Here is a 17,247-nt window from a genome sequence, read left to right on the forward strand (position 1 = left end):
CTTAGAAAGCTCTGCGCTGAGTCTCATCTACCTTCCTGTTCTTTGAATAGATAGCGATTCTTTTGTCCAATTCTTGATTGGATTACACTTTTGCGCGCGAATAAGTATTGCGTTTTACGGCCGGAATTACGTATTATCTGATCTAAGAAATCTTCTCGGCCATTCAATCTCTCGATCCGAAAGGAATTGGATCGTTTGCGACTGGAATTCTTCGACATTTTCAACTGAACTTAAAATAAAGATCCCGGCAATCTCAAATTCTAATCACATCGAAATCAAAACGAAGCAGAAATGAAAGAAAATCATAATATTCTTAATCTTCCTCAGGATCTCGTCGACGATTTGTCGTCCGGGAGAAGAATCGAAACGGGGCAAGGCTGGTTCGACCTTGCTTCCATCAAGGAAGTCCATTTCAATTCCGTAGAGATCGGTCCGTTTAAAACGGAAGAAATAGGACAATATTATACGAATTCAATCGGGTCTCATTAAGGATTCGGAGGCTTATGGAGAATGTAGCGAAATACTCGTTTGGCTTCTCGTTTCCAACTCTACGGAACTTGGGATCACAGTCACGACGAACTTCATATCTTTCCGAACACAACTTGGACGGACATAAAATCGAATTTGGCTTCTTAGATCGAAGCGCAATGGGGAAGCTATGAGGGAAGCAAAGAGATCGAATTTCTGACTTTAGAAAGCGCGGACGATTATCCTTCCGCCTTCGATTTTATTCCGTATGTTTTGGATCAAACGGTCGAGGCCCTTCCCGATGAGAAGCTGTGCGAATTTTTAGACCGATACGAAACTTCCATCCTTCGTCATCCCAACGTTTCCACTCTGGAAGAAGCCTATTTCGCATTAGCAAACGTATATTTTCGCTTAGGCGCTAAGAATCCGGTTCAGGAAAAACACTGGAAGGAGAAATGCGTTTAAATTTTGAATTATTATCCGGAAAACAGGTTTCATTACGCAAAGGAAATCGCCGAAATTTGTGTTTGGGCTTCCGCCGATCTGGGACTTCAAGTCTTTCAAGACCTTTTGGATGAGGACCAAGAACAACAACCGAAATACGCGGGCGGCGCGAGTCTTATCTCCGCGCTTTTGATTCATTTTCCCGATCGATGGGAATCCATATTAGAAATATCTAAAATTCAGAAAGATACAAAAGCGGTCTATCGTTCTCTCGAAACCGCCAAACGATGGGCTCTAACGGTCACAGACGCACTCGCAACCAAACTCAAACAGAACAAAAATGCGATGGAAACGATTTCCATACTCGTAGATAAAATTGGTGAGATCATTCTCGCCGCTCCTCCCGGAGTATATTCCGAAGAGGAGATTCATACGATTCGCCACAAAAAAGTGTTCGATCGATTGGCAAAGGGCTGGGATCACTTAAAGAAAAAGGAATATACGAAAACTGAAGAATTGCTTCGCTCCATATTCTCCGATTATACCGAAGACGCAGAGGCCTTATTCCTGGACGCAAGACTGCATTGGTTAAAAACCGAATCTCTGGAGGAGGGAATAAAGCGCGCGGAAAAGAATCTGCTTGCGGCCGCCAAAGGAGATCTTCCGGGAAGAGGAAGACTTCACAATCTCATCGGATGTGCGTTATACGAAATTGGAAAGTTGGAAGAAGCGATCCCGGCGTTTCGAAAAGCGGAAGAGCTATGTCCTGAAGATTGCATTTATCCCGCAAACCTTGCGGAAATATTTTGGAAACTCGGGGACGCGCGACAGGCCGCAAGATACGCAAAAAAAGCAAAAAGCATGGGAGATAGATCGGAAATCGTCGAGGAAATTTTTCAATCGATCCAACGCGGTAAAAAATCGGATTGAACCGGCGTAAAAAAGGAAATTTTAAAAATCAATATTTTGGATGTTTGATCGGAATAAAAAAAACCGTAAAACTTTGTGAAAAATGAAATCGGAACATACCTGAAAATCGAAATGAACCGATTTTGAAGTAGATGATCGGATGAAAAGTCTTTTCTGCCGAAAGAGTTTTACTCGAATTGATATCGCAAAGAGAACAATCATCATTCAAAGGATGTTCAAGTTCATCTTTTAAAATCGATTCATTTTTATCTTTTCTCGTTTTAAATCGACTTCTTGATACTTTTTCAGGGACGACTAGGGAATCAAAGTTATTTCAAAAATACTACTGATCCCTATAAAATCGAGTACCGTTCATTTGAGTATCAATTCCGTATTTAGACGCAGAATTTTAGACACTCTATTATGTAGAGATGAGTAAGAACTTCAATCCAATTTCGCATAACTTTAAACCACTGAAAGTCGGATAAAAATCAAAAAACAGTAGCATATATGATGTCATAAAGTTATGTATTTCCATCAATATAGATAAATTGAAAAATTTGACTGAATATTCAAAAATAAATGGAGAGTCACAATAAAAGTGGACAGTCCTTAAGTATCAGTTTTTTTCGTAAAATAATAATAGGGTATTAAAGTTTTTCGGCCCGTAAGGCATCGACAACGATATAAATCATGAAACACCACCTAACGTACAAAGACGACAAGTCCGACAAGTTCTGGAACATAGAAGTATCCGGAAATTCGTTCACCGTAACCTACGGCAAAATTGGAACAGCCGGACAAACGCAAACAAAAACTTTCGGCAGCGAAGGGGAATGTAAGAAAGAAGCGAAGAAGCTCTTGAGCGAGAAGTTGAAGAAGGGATATGCGGAAGGAGAAGCGCAAATTTCTTCCGCACCGGTCGCAAAAAAAAATGCGCCGGAGAAAAAGTCGGAGATAAAAAAACCGGATTCTTTGCTTTCCGAAACATTCCACAAATTCTTGAAGATTTGCGTTGAAGATTTCGAATCATCGAAGTATTCTAAATTATTGCAAAAGACGAATTGGGAAACTTTAGCCGGAGAAGTTTTCGACGCAGTTTGTCTCTATTGGGAAGAACTGGATAAAAGTGAAAAATCCCCCGTCGGCATTTTCGACATACGATGGGACGACGCAAATACGGATCACTGTATCGAATTCGACTACGATTTGGAAAGTAACGATCCCGAAAGCGCGTTAGTCGATGGTTGCATTCGAAATACTCCGATCGTAGATTTTTCTAATTTTATAAAAAATCATCTGAAGCAAAAACCGGTGAAAATCCGCGAAGTTTGGGGAGACGAGGATTTTTCAATAGTGAAGGATATTCTTTGCCGCTTGGCTCAAGAAGTGATCCGCAAAACGACCGAGACGGAAGTTTTCATACGAATCCCGAAACAACAACCGTATTTTCTGATGTTTTCCTATTACCACGACGAAGACGCTTCTGTCTTTTTCGATTCGACCGCTAAAGAACAAAAAGATCTGTATCCGATGCTCAAGCTCGGCAAATCTCCTCTCTTCAAATACTATTCCAAAGGGAGTGAATCCATAAGCGCTTCGAAAATCGGAGAGATCGATCTCAGCGATATCGGTCTTTTCGAAAATCTAAAGGAGTTTTATCTTTCTGATTGTAAAAAAATCACTTCCTTGAAAAGCCTTTGCGAATTGAAAAATATCCGCACCATTTCTATCGAAAAGGCGCAATTGACCGAGTTTCCCGATTTTCTGCTGGGGATACCTTCGCTTCGATCCTTGTATTTTACGGATAACGGACCCTTTACGGAAAATAAAACGAATATATCGAATTTTTCAAACATCGAAGAGCTTCGTATAAACGACAACGCACTGGTGGAAATACCGGAATTCGTTTTCCAACTCTCAAAGCTAAAGAAACTGCTTGTCATGAACAATCGATTGACTGAGTTTCCGAAACGGTTGGCGGATTTAAAAAACCTCGAAGAACTAAATTTGGGCGGGAACTTCATCACCGGGATTTCCAATCTAACTCGCGCTTTTGCTCAAATCGAAGAGCTGGGACTTTACGAAAATCGACTGACCTCTTTAGAGGGGATCCGCAATTTTCCCAATTTAAAGCAGCTTCTGGTTTGGCAAAACGAATTGGAAACGATCCCAGCCGAAATCGTCGACCTGAAAAAATTAATCCGAATTGATCTGACGAAAAATCGAATTTCAAACTTGCCCGATCTGGGAATGGAATTGGAATCTGTAAAGGAATTAAGCCTTGGCGGAAACCGAATTTCCAAACTGCCCGAATTCCTCGTGCGATTTCCGAACCTGAGTTCCTTAAGCCTGAGAGACAATCAGCTTGAGGAGTTATCCGATCTATTCGGAAACTTCAAAAAGTTGGAATATCTTAGTTTTAGCAACAACGCACTTGCCTCTCTTCCGGTGTCTATTGCTCAATTGGAGTCTTTGAACGACTTATCCCTAAAAAATAATAAATTCGGGGAAATTCCGGAAATTCTCAAAAAGCTGAAAAAGCTCAAGGAACTTTGGATGAACGACAACCAGATATCCGAATTGCCGGAGTTCCTTTCCGAAATGAAAGCATTGCGTGAATTAAAAATCGGCAATAACCCGATTGCACAAAACCAGGAAGAAGTAAAAAATAAAATGGCGCAGATCAATTCCCGGATCACTTTGAATTTTTCCTGAGCGATAAAAGAAAATAATTCGAAGATCGTCAAAATGCTTTCGGGCGCGGTATTTAAGATCCGCAACAAACGCCGACAAAATAGAATCGACGCGTGGTTGCAAGGCTTCACTTGTTTTATTCTCTCAAACGGGTTGCTTTGTTCAAAGAGTATCCGGGGTTATGGGAGAAGCGGGAAATGTCACCGAAGCCACGAAGAAAGAATTGACAGCCGAAGTGAAACGACTTATTTTCTCAAAGGAAATTGGAAATTTCTATGAAATAGATCCGAGAGATTCGGAAAAAATGGAACTCCATGTGGAATCTTCGATCAGGGAATTCAGAGAGCTCAAGTGAAAATATAATCAAGAAAAATGAGCTAACTTATTTCTGGGTTAGAAATGGGTCTGAACGAAGCGTATCTTTATAATTATAAAATTATAATATAGAAAATTGATTTTGGATATAAACCATGAAACACCACCTAACGTACAAAGACGACAAGTCCGATAAGTTCTGGAACATAGAAGTTTCCGGGAAATCGTTCACCGTAACATACGGTAAAACGGGAACAGCCGGACAAACGCAGACAAAAACTTTCGGCAGCGAAGAAGAATGTCAGAAAGAAGCGAAAAAGCTTTTGAGCGAGAAATTGAAGAAGGGATATGCGGAAGGAAAAATTCTTGCTAAAACGAAATCCGCTTCTGCAGGTAAGAAAAGTGAGGTCAATTTAAGCAATTTTTTAAAAGAGTCGGAATTTCACAAAATCATCGCCATAGGGGATAAACTACTGACGAGCGTGACTGGCGCCGATAGAAAAACCGTACTGGAACGCTTATGCAGTGCCTGCGATGGGATACTCATCGGCTTAACCGACCAAGAGGAAGAGGGCTACAGCCAGCACATCAAAAAGGAAACGGGACTAAAACAAAGCGACGCGAAAAAGTTTTACAAGAATAAATTTGCCGAATATAAGAACGAGCTTAAAAAAACTCAAAAACCCAAATCGAAGCAGAATAAGCAATTGCTGGAGCAAGTGTACTTTGAATTAGATGTAGCACACGCCATAAAAAAGAAGAGTCTAGAAGAAATTTGTGCCCTTATTAGAAAGATGAAAGATCTTGTACCGGACGACAAAGTTCAGGAACTTATTATAAACCACGTATTTATGCGCATGTCGGAATTTTACGAAAAGAAAAAACCGAAGAACTTCAAGGCCATATTGGATGCTTATCTCGCGATTGTTCCTACCCTCGGCTTTCCGAGCAAACTTGTCTACAACCAATTTCGTGTAGGGGAAGGAATTGCCTCACTCACAATTGATGCAGGTGTTTTGTTTGGGAATAATGAGATTCTCGAAGCGGGACTCGCTCTGGTACCAGCCTCAATTACGTATAAGGATCTCGCTTTTTCTTTAGCTCGTCATTACGCCGTCCAAAAAGACAAAAAAATGCTTTTACAGTATATGGCCCATGGTATAAAGCTCGGTTGCTACAAAAATTGGTTCATGAAGAATTGCTTTAATTCGTTCAGAAAAGACAAAGAATTCGCAAGTCTTCTAAAACGCGCAAAGAATTGGTGATTTCTTCCCATTCTTTGAGAAAATCGTCCGGCATGATTTCGAACAAAATGGAATACCGACCCGCTAAGAAGTTATGATCACATTTTAACTTGCAGCCTACGAAGCCGAACTCACGTTAAAATAATAGGACATTAAAGTTGTTTGGTTGGTAAGGCACCGACAACGATATAAACCATGAAGCACCACCTAACGTACAAAGACGACAAGTCCGATAAGTTTTGGAACATAGAAGTATCCGGGAAATCGTTCACTGTGACATACGGCAAAACCGGAACAGCCGGACAAACGCAGACAAAAACTTTCGGCAGCGAAGGGGAATGCTTGAAGGAAGCGGAGAAACTTTTGCAAGAAAAGTTGAAGAAAGGATATGCGGAAGTAGATAATTTTGCTAAAACGAAATCCGCTTCTACAGACAAGAAAAATCGGGAGCCGCAAGCAGACTATCTCAAAGAATGGCAAGAGATCGCCAATTCAAAAGACCTACAAAACGATTTGGCAAAACATTTTCACTATCTTGCGGATTCTCCCGGATTCGAACCCATAGTTCGTAAAGTTTTCGAACATGCGAAGACGGTAAAAGTAAACGACAAAACATTGATCGTAGAATTCAAAAACGGAGAAACTCTTACGGCGTTGTCTCCGGGCAATCCGAACTCCTTTAAAAAATTTCCAAAATCATTTCTAAAACTGATCGAAAAACACGCCACGTTAAAAACCGATCGGTTGGAGTTGGGAAAGTGTTACTTCGATTTCGATATCTTCGACGAAGGGGATCGGGTCTATGAGATTTTCGATGGAAATGAGACTAACGTTCTATGTCCGCTACACTATCAGGATAACTCCGATTGGATCTATCACCCAACTGAAAAAAACAAAGAGGGGGAACCCGCTATTTTTCCAGTGATCCACGAACTGGAGGATGAAATTAATCCTATTTATTACAACGTAGGCTCGCTCTTTTTACAACAACTTGCCGATGAGTTCGAAATTGAAGTCGAAATACCGGTAATCGAACGTCCGGCCGACCCGTCGGCGGACGCAAAAGCGACATGGTGGAATAATCTGAGCGAAGCCTGGAAACAAGCACTGCGAAACCAATTCGAAACTAATAAAGAAAAAGAACCGACATTCGAAAGAATACTAACTTTGGAAAAACTCAACTTAAACGGGACCGCGATCACCGATCTGAAACCTTTGGAAATGCTACTGGCCGAAAAGATATTTAAACTAGGGATCATCCGCCTGAACGACACTGCCGTTTCCGATCTTTCGATTTTGGCTATGGCTGGGAAAAAGCTCTTCAGCGTGAGTATTTGCGGAACGCCTGTGAAAGACGTTTCGATGCTGAAAGGAATCAGTTTCCTGGACGCAGACAGATGCGCCGATCTGGATTTTGCTACCGTAGCGAAATTGAAAAAGTTAAGAGAGTTATCTCTGCGCGATACGAAATTGAACGACCTTGAGTTTCTCCACGATTTTACGGAACTCGAGCAACTGGATATCAACGGAACTCTCGTCACCGACGAACAAATCGAAAAATTTCATGAACGTTTTAAAAAGAATCGATTGAAAAAAAACGAAACGGCTTCCTACAAACGTGATCCGTTAAAATTGGACATGCATCCTGAAATCAAAGATTCGTTATTGAGGGCTCTTGCGGACAATAGCGACTATAAACCGGAACTCGCTCTGGAAGCCGGAGAAAAACTGTTGGCTCAAAGAGCGGAACGAAACGATACCAATCAAATCCTCAAAGATCTAATCGCCATCTGCGACAAACAATGGCGCAAGTATCTTTATATTAAAACCCCGGAGGGTGAGAAGAAATACGAGTTCTTCAACCAAAGTGAAAAACGATTCCGGTATATTCTAGAAACGGATGATTTCAGCGCTCCGATATCCATTACTAGCATTGCCGATCCAATTTCCGAAATAGTCGGACTGATTCCTTTCATCTACAAAAATAAAAAGAAATATAAAGCCTATCAAACCATCAAAGACGATTCGTTTTACCATGTCAGCGCCATTCAAGAGATTATTTCTAAGACCAAATACCACGACGTGACAATTGCCCAGGTCGAGGAAGCCGTGAAAAAGTCGGATTACGTGGAGTATGAAATCAACGAAAACGGAGACATGTATATCAAGGTTAAAAAATAAGCCAGGGAGAATCCGATATACAAGTGAAAGCTATTTTAAAAATTGTTTGTCGATCGTAAAAGAACGAATCGAACGAAGCCGACAAAATAGGATCGATGCATGGTCGCAAGGCTTCACTTGTTTTATTCTTTCAAAACGGGTTGCTTTGTTCAAAGAGTATCCGGGTGTCATGGGAGAAGCGGGAAATGTCACCGAAGCCACGAAGAAGGAATTGACAGTCGAAGTAAAACGACTCATTTTCCGCAAAGGAAAAGATAAATTTCTACGAAATAGATCTGAGAGATTCGGAAACAATGGAACTCCATGTGGAATCTTCGATCAGGGAGTTCAAACGAAAATATAATCAAGAAACATGAGCTAACTTATTTCTGGGTTAGAAATGGGTCTGAACGAAGCGTATCTTTATAATTATAAAATTATAATATAGAAAATTGATTTTGGATATAAACGATGAAACACCACCTAACGTACAAAGACGACAAGTCCGACAAGTTCTGGAACATAGAAGTTTCCGGGGAATCGTTTACCGTAACATACGGTAAAACGGGAACAGCCGGACAAACGCAGACAAAAACTTTCGGCAGTGAAGAAGAATGTCAGAAGGAAGCGAAAAAGCTTTTGCAAGAAAAGTTGAAGAAGGGATATGCTGCGGAGGGCGAAGCGCAGGTTGCTTCCCAGAACTCTGCAAAAGGCCGGGCAAATCCAGAGACCGAAGCAAGAGTGGAAAAACTGAAAAATGAGATTGCTCAATTTCCCGAATTAACTCCATTTATGGAAAAATTATCAGCATTGCCGTGGAACGAATACCAAAATCAATTATTCGAATCCTGCATCGAAGCTTTCGAAGCCGCAAGCGAGGAAATAGATGAAGACGCAGATGAAAAAATTACGGGATTTGTTGCGGAGTGCAGCAATGACGGTTTCAGAGAATACGGAATTGGTTGCGGAGAATTTTATTTCGGCCTGGGAGAGGATGACGATTATTTCGAGGTGGGACCGACGGTTGGGGGATTTTCGTTGCACGAACCCGGTAAAATCATGGCCGACGCCTACGAAGGGCAAAGTAAAACGTATAGCTTGCTCATAAAATATATTTGGAGCCTTGTCGCTCGGACAATGGGACGCGCGGTTTCTCTGGCCGTAAAAGACAAGTCCTTTCGGAAACTAAAGACAGAAAAAAATTTCAAGGTATATGTCTGCGAACATGACGGTTGGGCATGTTCTATGGATCCGGAAGGTTTAGTCTTCGGAAAAAACGAAAAACTATACGAAGATGAAGGCGATGATTGAGTAAGCTTGAAAAATCGGAGAAAATGGAAAAGCCGTATCCAGTTAGGCTTTATCTTACTTCTATCGAAATTCGTTGAATGAATTGAAAAGCGTGGAAGGTCGATTCATTTCGATCAAGAACTCTTTTTTTTCAGGACGAGTAGTATTCTTCCCGCGGAGTTTTTGAATTTGGCTTCGTTGAATCCGGAATAGATATGCATGATTTCAAATTTATGTCTGAGAATCATCCTTTCGATTTCTGGAAGATAAAAAACACGCATAACGTGTTTGTCTCGAATTTCTCTGGTGTTGATTTGATAGATATAATTCACTTCCACCATAGTGGAGGTATCCGCTCTGACCAAACGGAAGCCTCTGTTTCTTTGAATCGTAGTGTTCTGGGATTTGATCTGAGTCACCGGAGTGATCGGTTTTCTTTTGATTGTTCGAAGAGGCTCCGCGTTCCAGACTTCCAAGATTGCAAGTCCAGCGGGTTTCAGATTTTGTTCCATGAGTTTGAGAGTGGAGTCGATTTCTTCGTTCGTCAAAAGGTAGTTAAACGAACCGAACAAACTGATGACACAGTCGAGAAGAGCACCGGACTGATAGGTTTGCATCGATGACACGTCGAACTTGCAATGGGAATATCTTTTTTTTGCTACGTCGATCATTCTGGGGGAAGAATCGATACCCTTTGGTCTGTAACCGAGAGATTGGAAATAACGAACGTGTTCTCCCGTGCCACAGCCCATATCAAGGATGGTCATGATTCTATGTTTTCGAAAAAGGCGATCTAGAAATTTGGCTTCGGAATCGATTTTACGTGCGGGCTTTTCGATATCGAAATAGAATTCCGCCAGTTCATTGTATAACTTCATAAAAATTGGTTTAGAGGTCTCGAAATTTGCCCGTTAAATATATTAACGGCAGTCCGCTTATGAAAATCCAATATTTCGGAATCATTTTCGTTTTTTTTAATTGTTCGTTTGGTATTTTGGAAAGGCAGACGGGCGTAACCAAAAATTTATTTACCGGCGATACCTTGGTTTTTGGGGGGATCTCTGTTTCACTTTTACTTTTGTTCGGTTTGGTTCTGAAGGGAAGCGTTCAAAAATCCCCATCGCCGAATCATCGCAATTCGAGCGAAGGCCGCGGAATAATAAATACGAACCCGACGATACAAGATGCAACTGAAACGGCCCAAACACAAATGTTGGAAACTCGCTTAGAAGAAACGAAAATCGAAAACTCGACGTTTAGACATGGCACCGAGCAAACGAATGCGGAACGAACCATTTCTACTTCCAGACCAAAGCCGAATCGAATTCGTGCGGTTTGGAAACGGGAAATTCCTACGCATCCGGAATTAATACTCGCGCACCGAAAATTTTTAGAGCGGCTTGGTTCCCGTCTCGGCATGGTCGAAATCTATTTTTTAAGCGGTGATGTTTCATTGCTTTTGGCATCCCGCAAGGGAAAAGTGTTGCATATTCCCGAATCTCCGGAAGAAAATATTCTGACCGAAAAAAGTTTAAAAGAGATCGGGGAAGGTAGAATTGAATTTACCGAAACTTCCGTTTTGATTCCTCTGTCTACCGGAGTTCGGCCTTTCGGTTATCTCAAGATATTGTCAAATGAATGGAATTATTTGGATTCTAGAGAGTTTCAATCCTGGAAAGAGGAATACGAAGAGCAGGTTTCCATACAATTCGAATCTTCCGATCCGGAGACCGGATTCGGAAATCTGCACGCGTTCGAATTGGATAAGATACGAGTTGATGAGAGTATTTTAATATTTGCAAGTATTCGGACGGATTCTCCTTCTCCTTACATTCTAAAATGGATATCTCTCTGGACTTCTAAGATACTTCGCAGACAGATTCGCTTTTATAGGATACGAAAGGACAGAATTGCGTTCTTTGTCCTTCCGGAAGAATGGGAACATTATAGTAAAAACTTAAAGGAACTCGCGGAATCTTTGCAAAAGGAAGGTCACGATGTGGATCTCAATTTTGGGGTTTCCGTCTTGGAAGAAAATAGGGAAGAATGGTCGATGAACGCGAGAAAGGCGCTCGGATTATCCATCGAAGAAGGACCAAACCGGTATATTTGTCTGTGAGTATCGATCCTTTACTTGACGAAAAATTTATTCTTACGATCTCCCAGATCTTTCCGGAATATCTGGAAAAAACTCTAAACGTAACCGCGGTGAGGGAGGCCTTCGGTCCTTCCAAGAATGAAGGCCTTTGTTACGAAAATTGTACGATGGTCGAATTTAAGGGGGAGATCGAGGGAAAGCTATTTCTCGCCATGGACGGATATACGAAGTTAAAACTGCTTCCTATGGTTGCGAAATCCTTTCACATAGATCCCACCATAAGAACGGACGCGCCTTCGATTTTGATGGAGTTTGCCAATCAGATCTGCGGTTTATTGATTTCGGAAATAAAACTCGGAAGATTTCAGACCGATCTTTTACCGCCTGAAATGCTCAATCATAAACTGATACCGATCGATCTGGAAACACATAGGCAATACATCCTTATTTATTTTTTGAAAGATTCCAAAGCAAAACAATACTTGGGAAGGGTATATCTCATTCTTCTCATGAAGAAATTTTAGGAGTTCGCAAAATTCTTTCGATCAAAAAGTTTTTTCCTTCGTTTCCGATTTGCAAATAGTTTTTCAAATCGATCCAATTTCCAAAAAGTCGTATAAAATGTTAACCGACGTAAATTCGATGTTTGAAAGTTGGATCCGATGAAAAACGAAACGGCGCGGCTTATGAACCTAAAAAGGATTTTTATTTTCTTTCTTCTTCTTTGCCAATTACACTGCGCCACCTTTACCGGTGGACTCATCTCTAAATGGATGGGAGATTATTACGAAAAAACTACGCTTACCGGAGTCGGAGTCGGTTTGGTGGGAGACGGAGCAATCGGTATTTATGCGGGAGTTCAACTTGGATTCGCCTTCGGACTTGTATATGTCGGCGCTACGATCGTCGCTCTTCCGTTTATTTTCTTCGGAATTGTTTTACAGAAACCTACGCCTACACTTTATTTTCCTGTTTTTTCAAACGACGAAGAAGGTAAGGAACTGAGAAGTCTTTTGCAGAATGTTCCGCAAAAAATTCCGTTTTACGTTCGACCGATTGTAATTCCTTCTCGTCCGAAAGCGTCGATCGAAAAAGAATTGGCGAAAAGTTTTTTTTCATCCGTATATTACAACAGTTTTCTTCATTTGCTTCCATCTAACAATCAAACTTCTACTTCCGAAATACGAGGAGACGCTTTTTATTCGTTTCAATATCTCAATCAAACCTCTGCTTCGAAAATTCTAGAACATACTTCGATCGAAGAAATACGAAATGAGATGCCTCGGTTCAGAAAATTATTGAATCGGGACTTCGTATTCATTTCCGAAGCGCATCTGAAATTCGGAGAATGTAAGTTGGAAAAGATTCCGTATAAGGAATTCGTAAAGTTTGAGGAGCGTCTTATGGCAAGAAACGCCTATCCTAGAAATAAGGAAGACGAAGAGGAGACCGGATTTATGGAAGTTCGGGTGGAAATCAAAACGTATTTGATTGATTTTAAAAATCAAAAGATAAGATCGTTTGAAATTTCCGAAACCGAAAGAGGAACCAATGACTTCGGACAACGGGCCTGTCCAGATTTGGTCCAAGCGGGAAAAATGGCCTTGAAGAACGTAGGCCTTTCTCATACGAGAAAGATTTTTCCTCAGTGGGAATATACGAAACTGAATTTGATTCGAGAGGATTCCGATCCGAATGTGCAAAAATTATTGGAGGAAGGCTTTCAATATTTCGGAGAAGGGGATGATGAAAACGACAAAGTCAGGTTAATACCACCGGGAGCGTTTGAGGTTTGGAAACGCGCCTTGGCCAAATCTGGAAATCGATCCGAGGGTGCATTTGCAAACATAGCCTATTATTATCTAAACAACGGTTACTTGGACGAGGCGATCGATTCGTTTCGAAAGGCCGCGGTCGCCAATCCGCGCAGACAAAGATTTTGGAATCTAAGAATCAATGACATTTTACGGGATCATGCCTACCGTTAAGAAACGATTTTAAAAAATATCGAATCGAAAAAAATTGTGGAGATTTTAAACGAAATCCGAAAACTGCAATGCCGATGAACTTTTTCAACGCAATTCGCGGATTCTCGTTTTTAATCGATTATTCCGGTTTAAAAACTCCAAAACAAACACGCATAACGGAAACTAGTTTGGATTTATCCGCTTCCGTTTCTTTGAGAACGAAAATTCTGGAAAGTTCCGGAAACTCTGAAAAGCCGGTGATCTATCTGCAGCACGGAATGAGTTTTAAAGGAATCGACGATCCCCGAATTCTCGCGCTTGGAAATAATCTTGCAAATCGAGGATTTCGTGTTTATCTTCCGGAACTTCCGGAAGTGAAAAACCTATTGATTCGTTCTGAAACGATTTCCAATATACGCGCCGCGTTTCTTCGGATTCACGCTTTGGAAAAACGTTCCGTATCCTATCTATCCGCAAGTTTTTCGGCCGGCATGGGTTTTGTCGCCCTGGCAAATCGGGAATGTCAGAATGTATTGACTTCAGCGTTTTTGATCGGTGCGTTTTCGGATTTCAGAAAAACCTTACCGTTCGTATTAAAAAATTACGAAATCGAAAGTTATGCGGTAAATGTGATGATATACAATTACATTCATCTGATTCGTTCTAAACCGGAGACACTAAAAAAATATTTCTTAGAATCCGCCTTGGACAACGGACTTTCCAGAACGGGGGATGCGATTCTGGGACCGAAGATTTTTTCTAGTTTAGATGAAGGGGACAAAAATTTCATAGAAAAGTTTTTGGAAAATTCGGATTTTCGAAAGGAAATCGCGCTTGAGATCAAAGCAATTGTCCCGGAAAGTTTTGCCATAGAGACTTCTCCCGCGTTTTTTGCGGATCGTTTTTTCAAACCTTGTTTTTTACTTCACGGAGACGACGATTCCGTTATTTCCCCCCAAGAGTCCAAGGATCTTAGGGATTTGATTTTAAAGAATAAAAACGCTTCCGTTTGCTTTTTAGAAACCGGTCTTTTGACTCATGGGGATCATCATCCTTTTTATTCTCGTTTGACCGAGATTTTTCCTATGGCGAAATTCTGGGGAGAATATTTTATTTGCGCGAGTTCTTCCTCTTGAGCGTGAATTTTTTAGAGCTTTACGGTCCCATCTTAGTTGCCGAATTAAATTTCGGTTCTTTTGTTTTTTCCGAAAAACCTGTTTTCGGGAATGTCTAAACTCGGACAGGATTGTAGAAAAAATGGAAACAGGCGTTTGTTGTTTTAAGAGGCGGTAAAGTTCTTTTTTTATTTAGATTGCTATTAAAGCTTATTTTGGGGTACTCATAACACGGTTTGTTGTTACTTTTGCGGACCGTAACGGTTTTATAGTTTGGTCTTCTTTGTGGTAGGAAATTGACAAATTATAAGTAAAAAATAAGCTTTATTTCAAAGGGGTTTCTATATACTACATTTCGATTTTTTATTTCTCGGTTGAAACTAGGGGATAAAAGGGAATGAGTTTATGACTAAAAGATTGAAATATCATGAATGCGGACAAGAAGCCTATGAATACACCAACGCCGGAATCTCAAATTTCTCCTATTTCCATTGATTCCGCGGTCTCTATCTCTATTTCTCCGGATCAACTTTCTGCAACGATAACGGTTCGGCCCTATAATCTGAAAGGGGAAACTGTATCTAAGGATAAACTTTGGAATATTATTATCGATTGGGGAATCCACAGAGAAAGAATATTGGTCGATGAGGTCCGAAGAGTTTTGACGCTGCTTGAGGAAGCGGGCAAAAAAGGAGATTTCACTCCGATTAAAGTGGAAATTGCAAAGGGAATGGCTCCCATTCCGGGAGAAAACGGCTGGGTCCGCTTTTATCATCCCATGGCCAAACGAGTCAAACTGCTCGAAGATGGCAGGGCAGATTTCAGAAATATAGATCGTTATATCAACGTCAAAGTAGGGGAAAAACTTGCCTCGAAGTTTGAAGGAATTCCGGGAACTCCGGGCTTTGACGTATTTGGGAATATCATACCGGCGCCGGCGATTAAAAAACCCAAACTTGTGATCGGTAATAATATCGATGAAAGGACGAGTTTTGAAGAAGGAAAAGAACTTCAGGAATATTTCGCTTCCTGCAACGGAGTGATCTTTGTTACGGAAGTATCGATTACTGTATCTCCCGAACTTCAAATTGCGGGAAATGTGGGACTATCCACCGGAAACATTCAGTTTGATGGAAACGTAATCGTTCGAGGAGATATAGAGCCTAGTTCCATTGTGGAATGTACCGGATCTCTTATCGTTTATGGAAACTTAGAAAGCAATGAAGTGAAGGTCGGACGGGATTTGATCGTTCATGGGGGGATCAAAGGTTCCGGTACGGAAATCATTCGAGTTACGGGAAGGGTTCAGGCGAAGTTTATTGAAAATGCACGTCTTGAAACGGAAGGGGATATCGTTACAGAAGGGGCGATTCTGAATTCTACGATTGATACTTTGGGTTCCGTCGTTCTCAGCGGATCGAACGGAAACTTAGTTTCGAGTAAGATCAGAACCAACGAAGGAATTTCCGTTATTTCTTTGGGATCGAGCGCCGAATTGGACGTAACGGTGGAGCTTGGATTTCATTTTAAGAACGATCGCGCCTTTCAAGAAATCAGCAAAAAGATTCAGATGGGTGAAAAGGAGATGGAGAAGATTCTGCCTAAGATCCAACAGATCAAACATATGGTTCAACGTTCCCGGGGAAATCTTCCGGAAGACAAAAAAACCGCTTTTAAAACAATATTTGAAGACTATAACAAAAAATTAAAGATTTTGAATCTTCTGAAATCCAAGCAGGACGGTTTGAAAAGTGCGCGCTTTAATTCCGGTACCGTAAGACTTGCCGTTCAAAAGGGTGCGTTTTCCGGAGCGGTGATTCATTATAGAAGGCAGATCGAGAAAATCACGAAGTTCCAATCTTCTTTTATGATGGTATTCGAACCGGGACAGGAGAAAGCTGTGATGGTTGCGCTGCATACGAAGTAGTTCAAACGAAATTCTTTAGAAAAGAAATTTGAGTCAGAGTTTTTCCAAAAACCTTAAAAGAAATCAGCTGCAATCATTCAATAAGTTCGTAATACAACGCAAGAGTTCGGCGTAAGAAAAATTGGGCGAATAAGAAACTAAAGGGTTGCTGCCACGGTCGCAACATGATGCGCCAATTCCTTCGGAATTGAACTACTGATCCCTATAAAATAGAGTACCTTAATTTGAGCACAAATCCCATGCTAGACGCAGAATTTTAGACAACTCTATTATGTAGAGATGAGTAAAAGTAAGGCTGAAATCGCTTCCAAAGTATAGACCCTCTGAAAGCATAACGTCACGAATGACTTTTTTTGCAATAATTTTAGAGATATCTGACACTTGTACTTTCCATAAAGTTGGTCTGACGTTCCCTTGAACCAACTTTCCATAATCTGGAAAGTAAATTAAATATGGATGTAACGAAGATTCTATCGCTCCGATTCGGTTGTAGAGCTTTCCCATTGCACTTCGATCTATATCGAATAACCCATATGTGGAAGTAAAATCACGTTTAAGTAAAAAGTCGGTACTTAAAGATAAAACTTTTGAACCAGCGTTCATCTTAGTGGCA

Annotated in this window: 12 protein-coding genes and 2 pseudogenes (1 of these 14 only partly in view); 11 read left to right on the forward strand and 3 right to left on the reverse strand. The window is 40.9% G+C overall.

The features are described 5' to 3' along the window. Positions 1–291 precede the first annotated feature (291 nt). From FHG67_RS22650 to FHG67_RS06100, 5 genes and pseudogenes are all read left to right on the forward strand, one after another. Positions 292–1,842 (forward strand): annotated as a pseudogene (locus FHG67_RS22650) (tetratricopeptide repeat protein). A 672-nt stretch (positions 1,843–2,514) separates the two neighbouring features. After that, complete coding sequence (locus FHG67_RS06090; protein WP_142499687.1) at positions 2,515–4,539, forward strand: LIC_11051 family fibronectin-binding protein; 2,025 nt, start codon at positions 2,515–2,517, stop codon at positions 4,537–4,539. Positions 4,540–4,699: 160 nt separating this feature from the next. Next, the gene (locus FHG67_RS21660; protein WP_172616487.1) at positions 4,700–4,873 is read left to right on the forward strand and encodes a hypothetical protein; all 174 of its coding nucleotides are present in this window, start codon (positions 4,700–4,702) and stop codon (positions 4,871–4,873) included. 115 nt (positions 4,874–4,988) lie between these two features. After that, entirely contained in the window at positions 4,989–6,098 is a 1,110-nt protein-coding gene (locus tag FHG67_RS06095) for a WGR domain-containing protein (RefSeq protein ID WP_004500813.1), read from the forward strand. 174 nt (positions 6,099–6,272) lie between these two features. Beyond that, positions 6,273–8,258, forward strand: coding sequence for a WGR domain-containing protein (locus FHG67_RS06100; protein WP_142499688.1), 1,986 nt, complete (start codon positions 6,273–6,275; stop codon positions 8,256–8,258). A 30-nt stretch (positions 8,259–8,288) separates the two neighbouring features. Here FHG67_RS06100 and FHG67_RS06105 read toward each other — a convergent pair whose 3' ends face one another. After that, positions 8,289–8,495: a hypothetical protein gene (locus FHG67_RS06105; protein WP_142499689.1), complete on the reverse strand. Its 207-nt coding sequence runs from the start codon at positions 8,493–8,495 to the stop codon at positions 8,289–8,291. Positions 8,496–8,708: 213 nt separating this feature from the next. Between FHG67_RS06105 and FHG67_RS06110 the strand changes: the two genes are divergently transcribed. Continuing rightward, a complete protein-coding gene (locus FHG67_RS06110) occupies positions 8,709–9,548 on the forward strand; it encodes a WGR domain-containing protein (protein WP_004500709.1) in 840 nt (279 codons plus the stop codon). Positions 9,549–9,661: 113 nt separating this feature from the next. On the opposite strand, the gene FHG67_RS06115 is transcribed toward FHG67_RS06110, so the two are convergent. Continuing rightward, positions 9,662–10,405 carry a class I SAM-dependent DNA methyltransferase gene (locus FHG67_RS06115; protein WP_004497713.1) on the reverse strand — a complete coding sequence of 248 codons (744 nt, stop codon included), beginning with the start codon at positions 10,403–10,405 and terminating at the stop codon, positions 9,662–9,664. A gap of 59 nt (positions 10,406–10,464) precedes the next feature. Between FHG67_RS06115 and FHG67_RS06120 the strand changes: the two genes are divergently transcribed. From FHG67_RS06120 to FHG67_RS06145, 5 genes are all read left to right on the forward strand, one after another. Next, complete coding sequence (locus FHG67_RS06120) at positions 10,465–11,646, forward strand: hypothetical protein (protein WP_036087102.1); 1,182 nt, start codon at positions 10,465–10,467, stop codon at positions 11,644–11,646. Continuing rightward, positions 11,637–12,149 (forward strand): chemotaxis protein CheX, encoded by a 513-nt coding sequence (locus FHG67_RS06125; RefSeq protein WP_002634202.1) that lies wholly within the window; start codon positions 11,637–11,639, stop codon positions 12,147–12,149. Before FHG67_RS06120 ends, FHG67_RS06125 begins: the two co-directional genes overlap by 10 nt. Before the next feature lie 162 nt (positions 12,150–12,311). After that, positions 12,312–13,613, forward strand: coding sequence for a tetratricopeptide repeat protein (locus FHG67_RS06135; protein ID WP_036087120.1), 1,302 nt, complete (start codon positions 12,312–12,314; stop codon positions 13,611–13,613). Between the two features lie 68 nt (positions 13,614–13,681). Next, the gene (locus tag FHG67_RS06140) at positions 13,682–14,728 is read left to right on the forward strand and encodes an alpha/beta hydrolase family protein (protein ID WP_142499690.1); all 1,047 of its coding nucleotides are present in this window, start codon (positions 13,682–13,684) and stop codon (positions 14,726–14,728) included. 406 nt (positions 14,729–15,134) lie between these two features. After that, entirely contained in the window at positions 15,135–16,634 is a 1,500-nt protein-coding gene (locus FHG67_RS06145; RefSeq protein ID WP_004500738.1) for a DUF342 domain-containing protein, read from the forward strand. Between the two features lie 348 nt (positions 16,635–16,982). Here FHG67_RS06145 and FHG67_RS06150 read toward each other — a convergent pair. After that, a pseudogene (locus FHG67_RS06150) lies at positions 16,983–17,247 on the reverse strand (LBL_2463 family protein) (its annotated part continues 371 nt past the right edge of the window); the annotation flags it as partial.

The organism is Leptospira weilii, assembly GCF_006874765.1.
Taxonomy (GTDB): Bacteria; Spirochaetota; Leptospiria; order Leptospirales; family Leptospiraceae; genus Leptospira; species Leptospira weilii.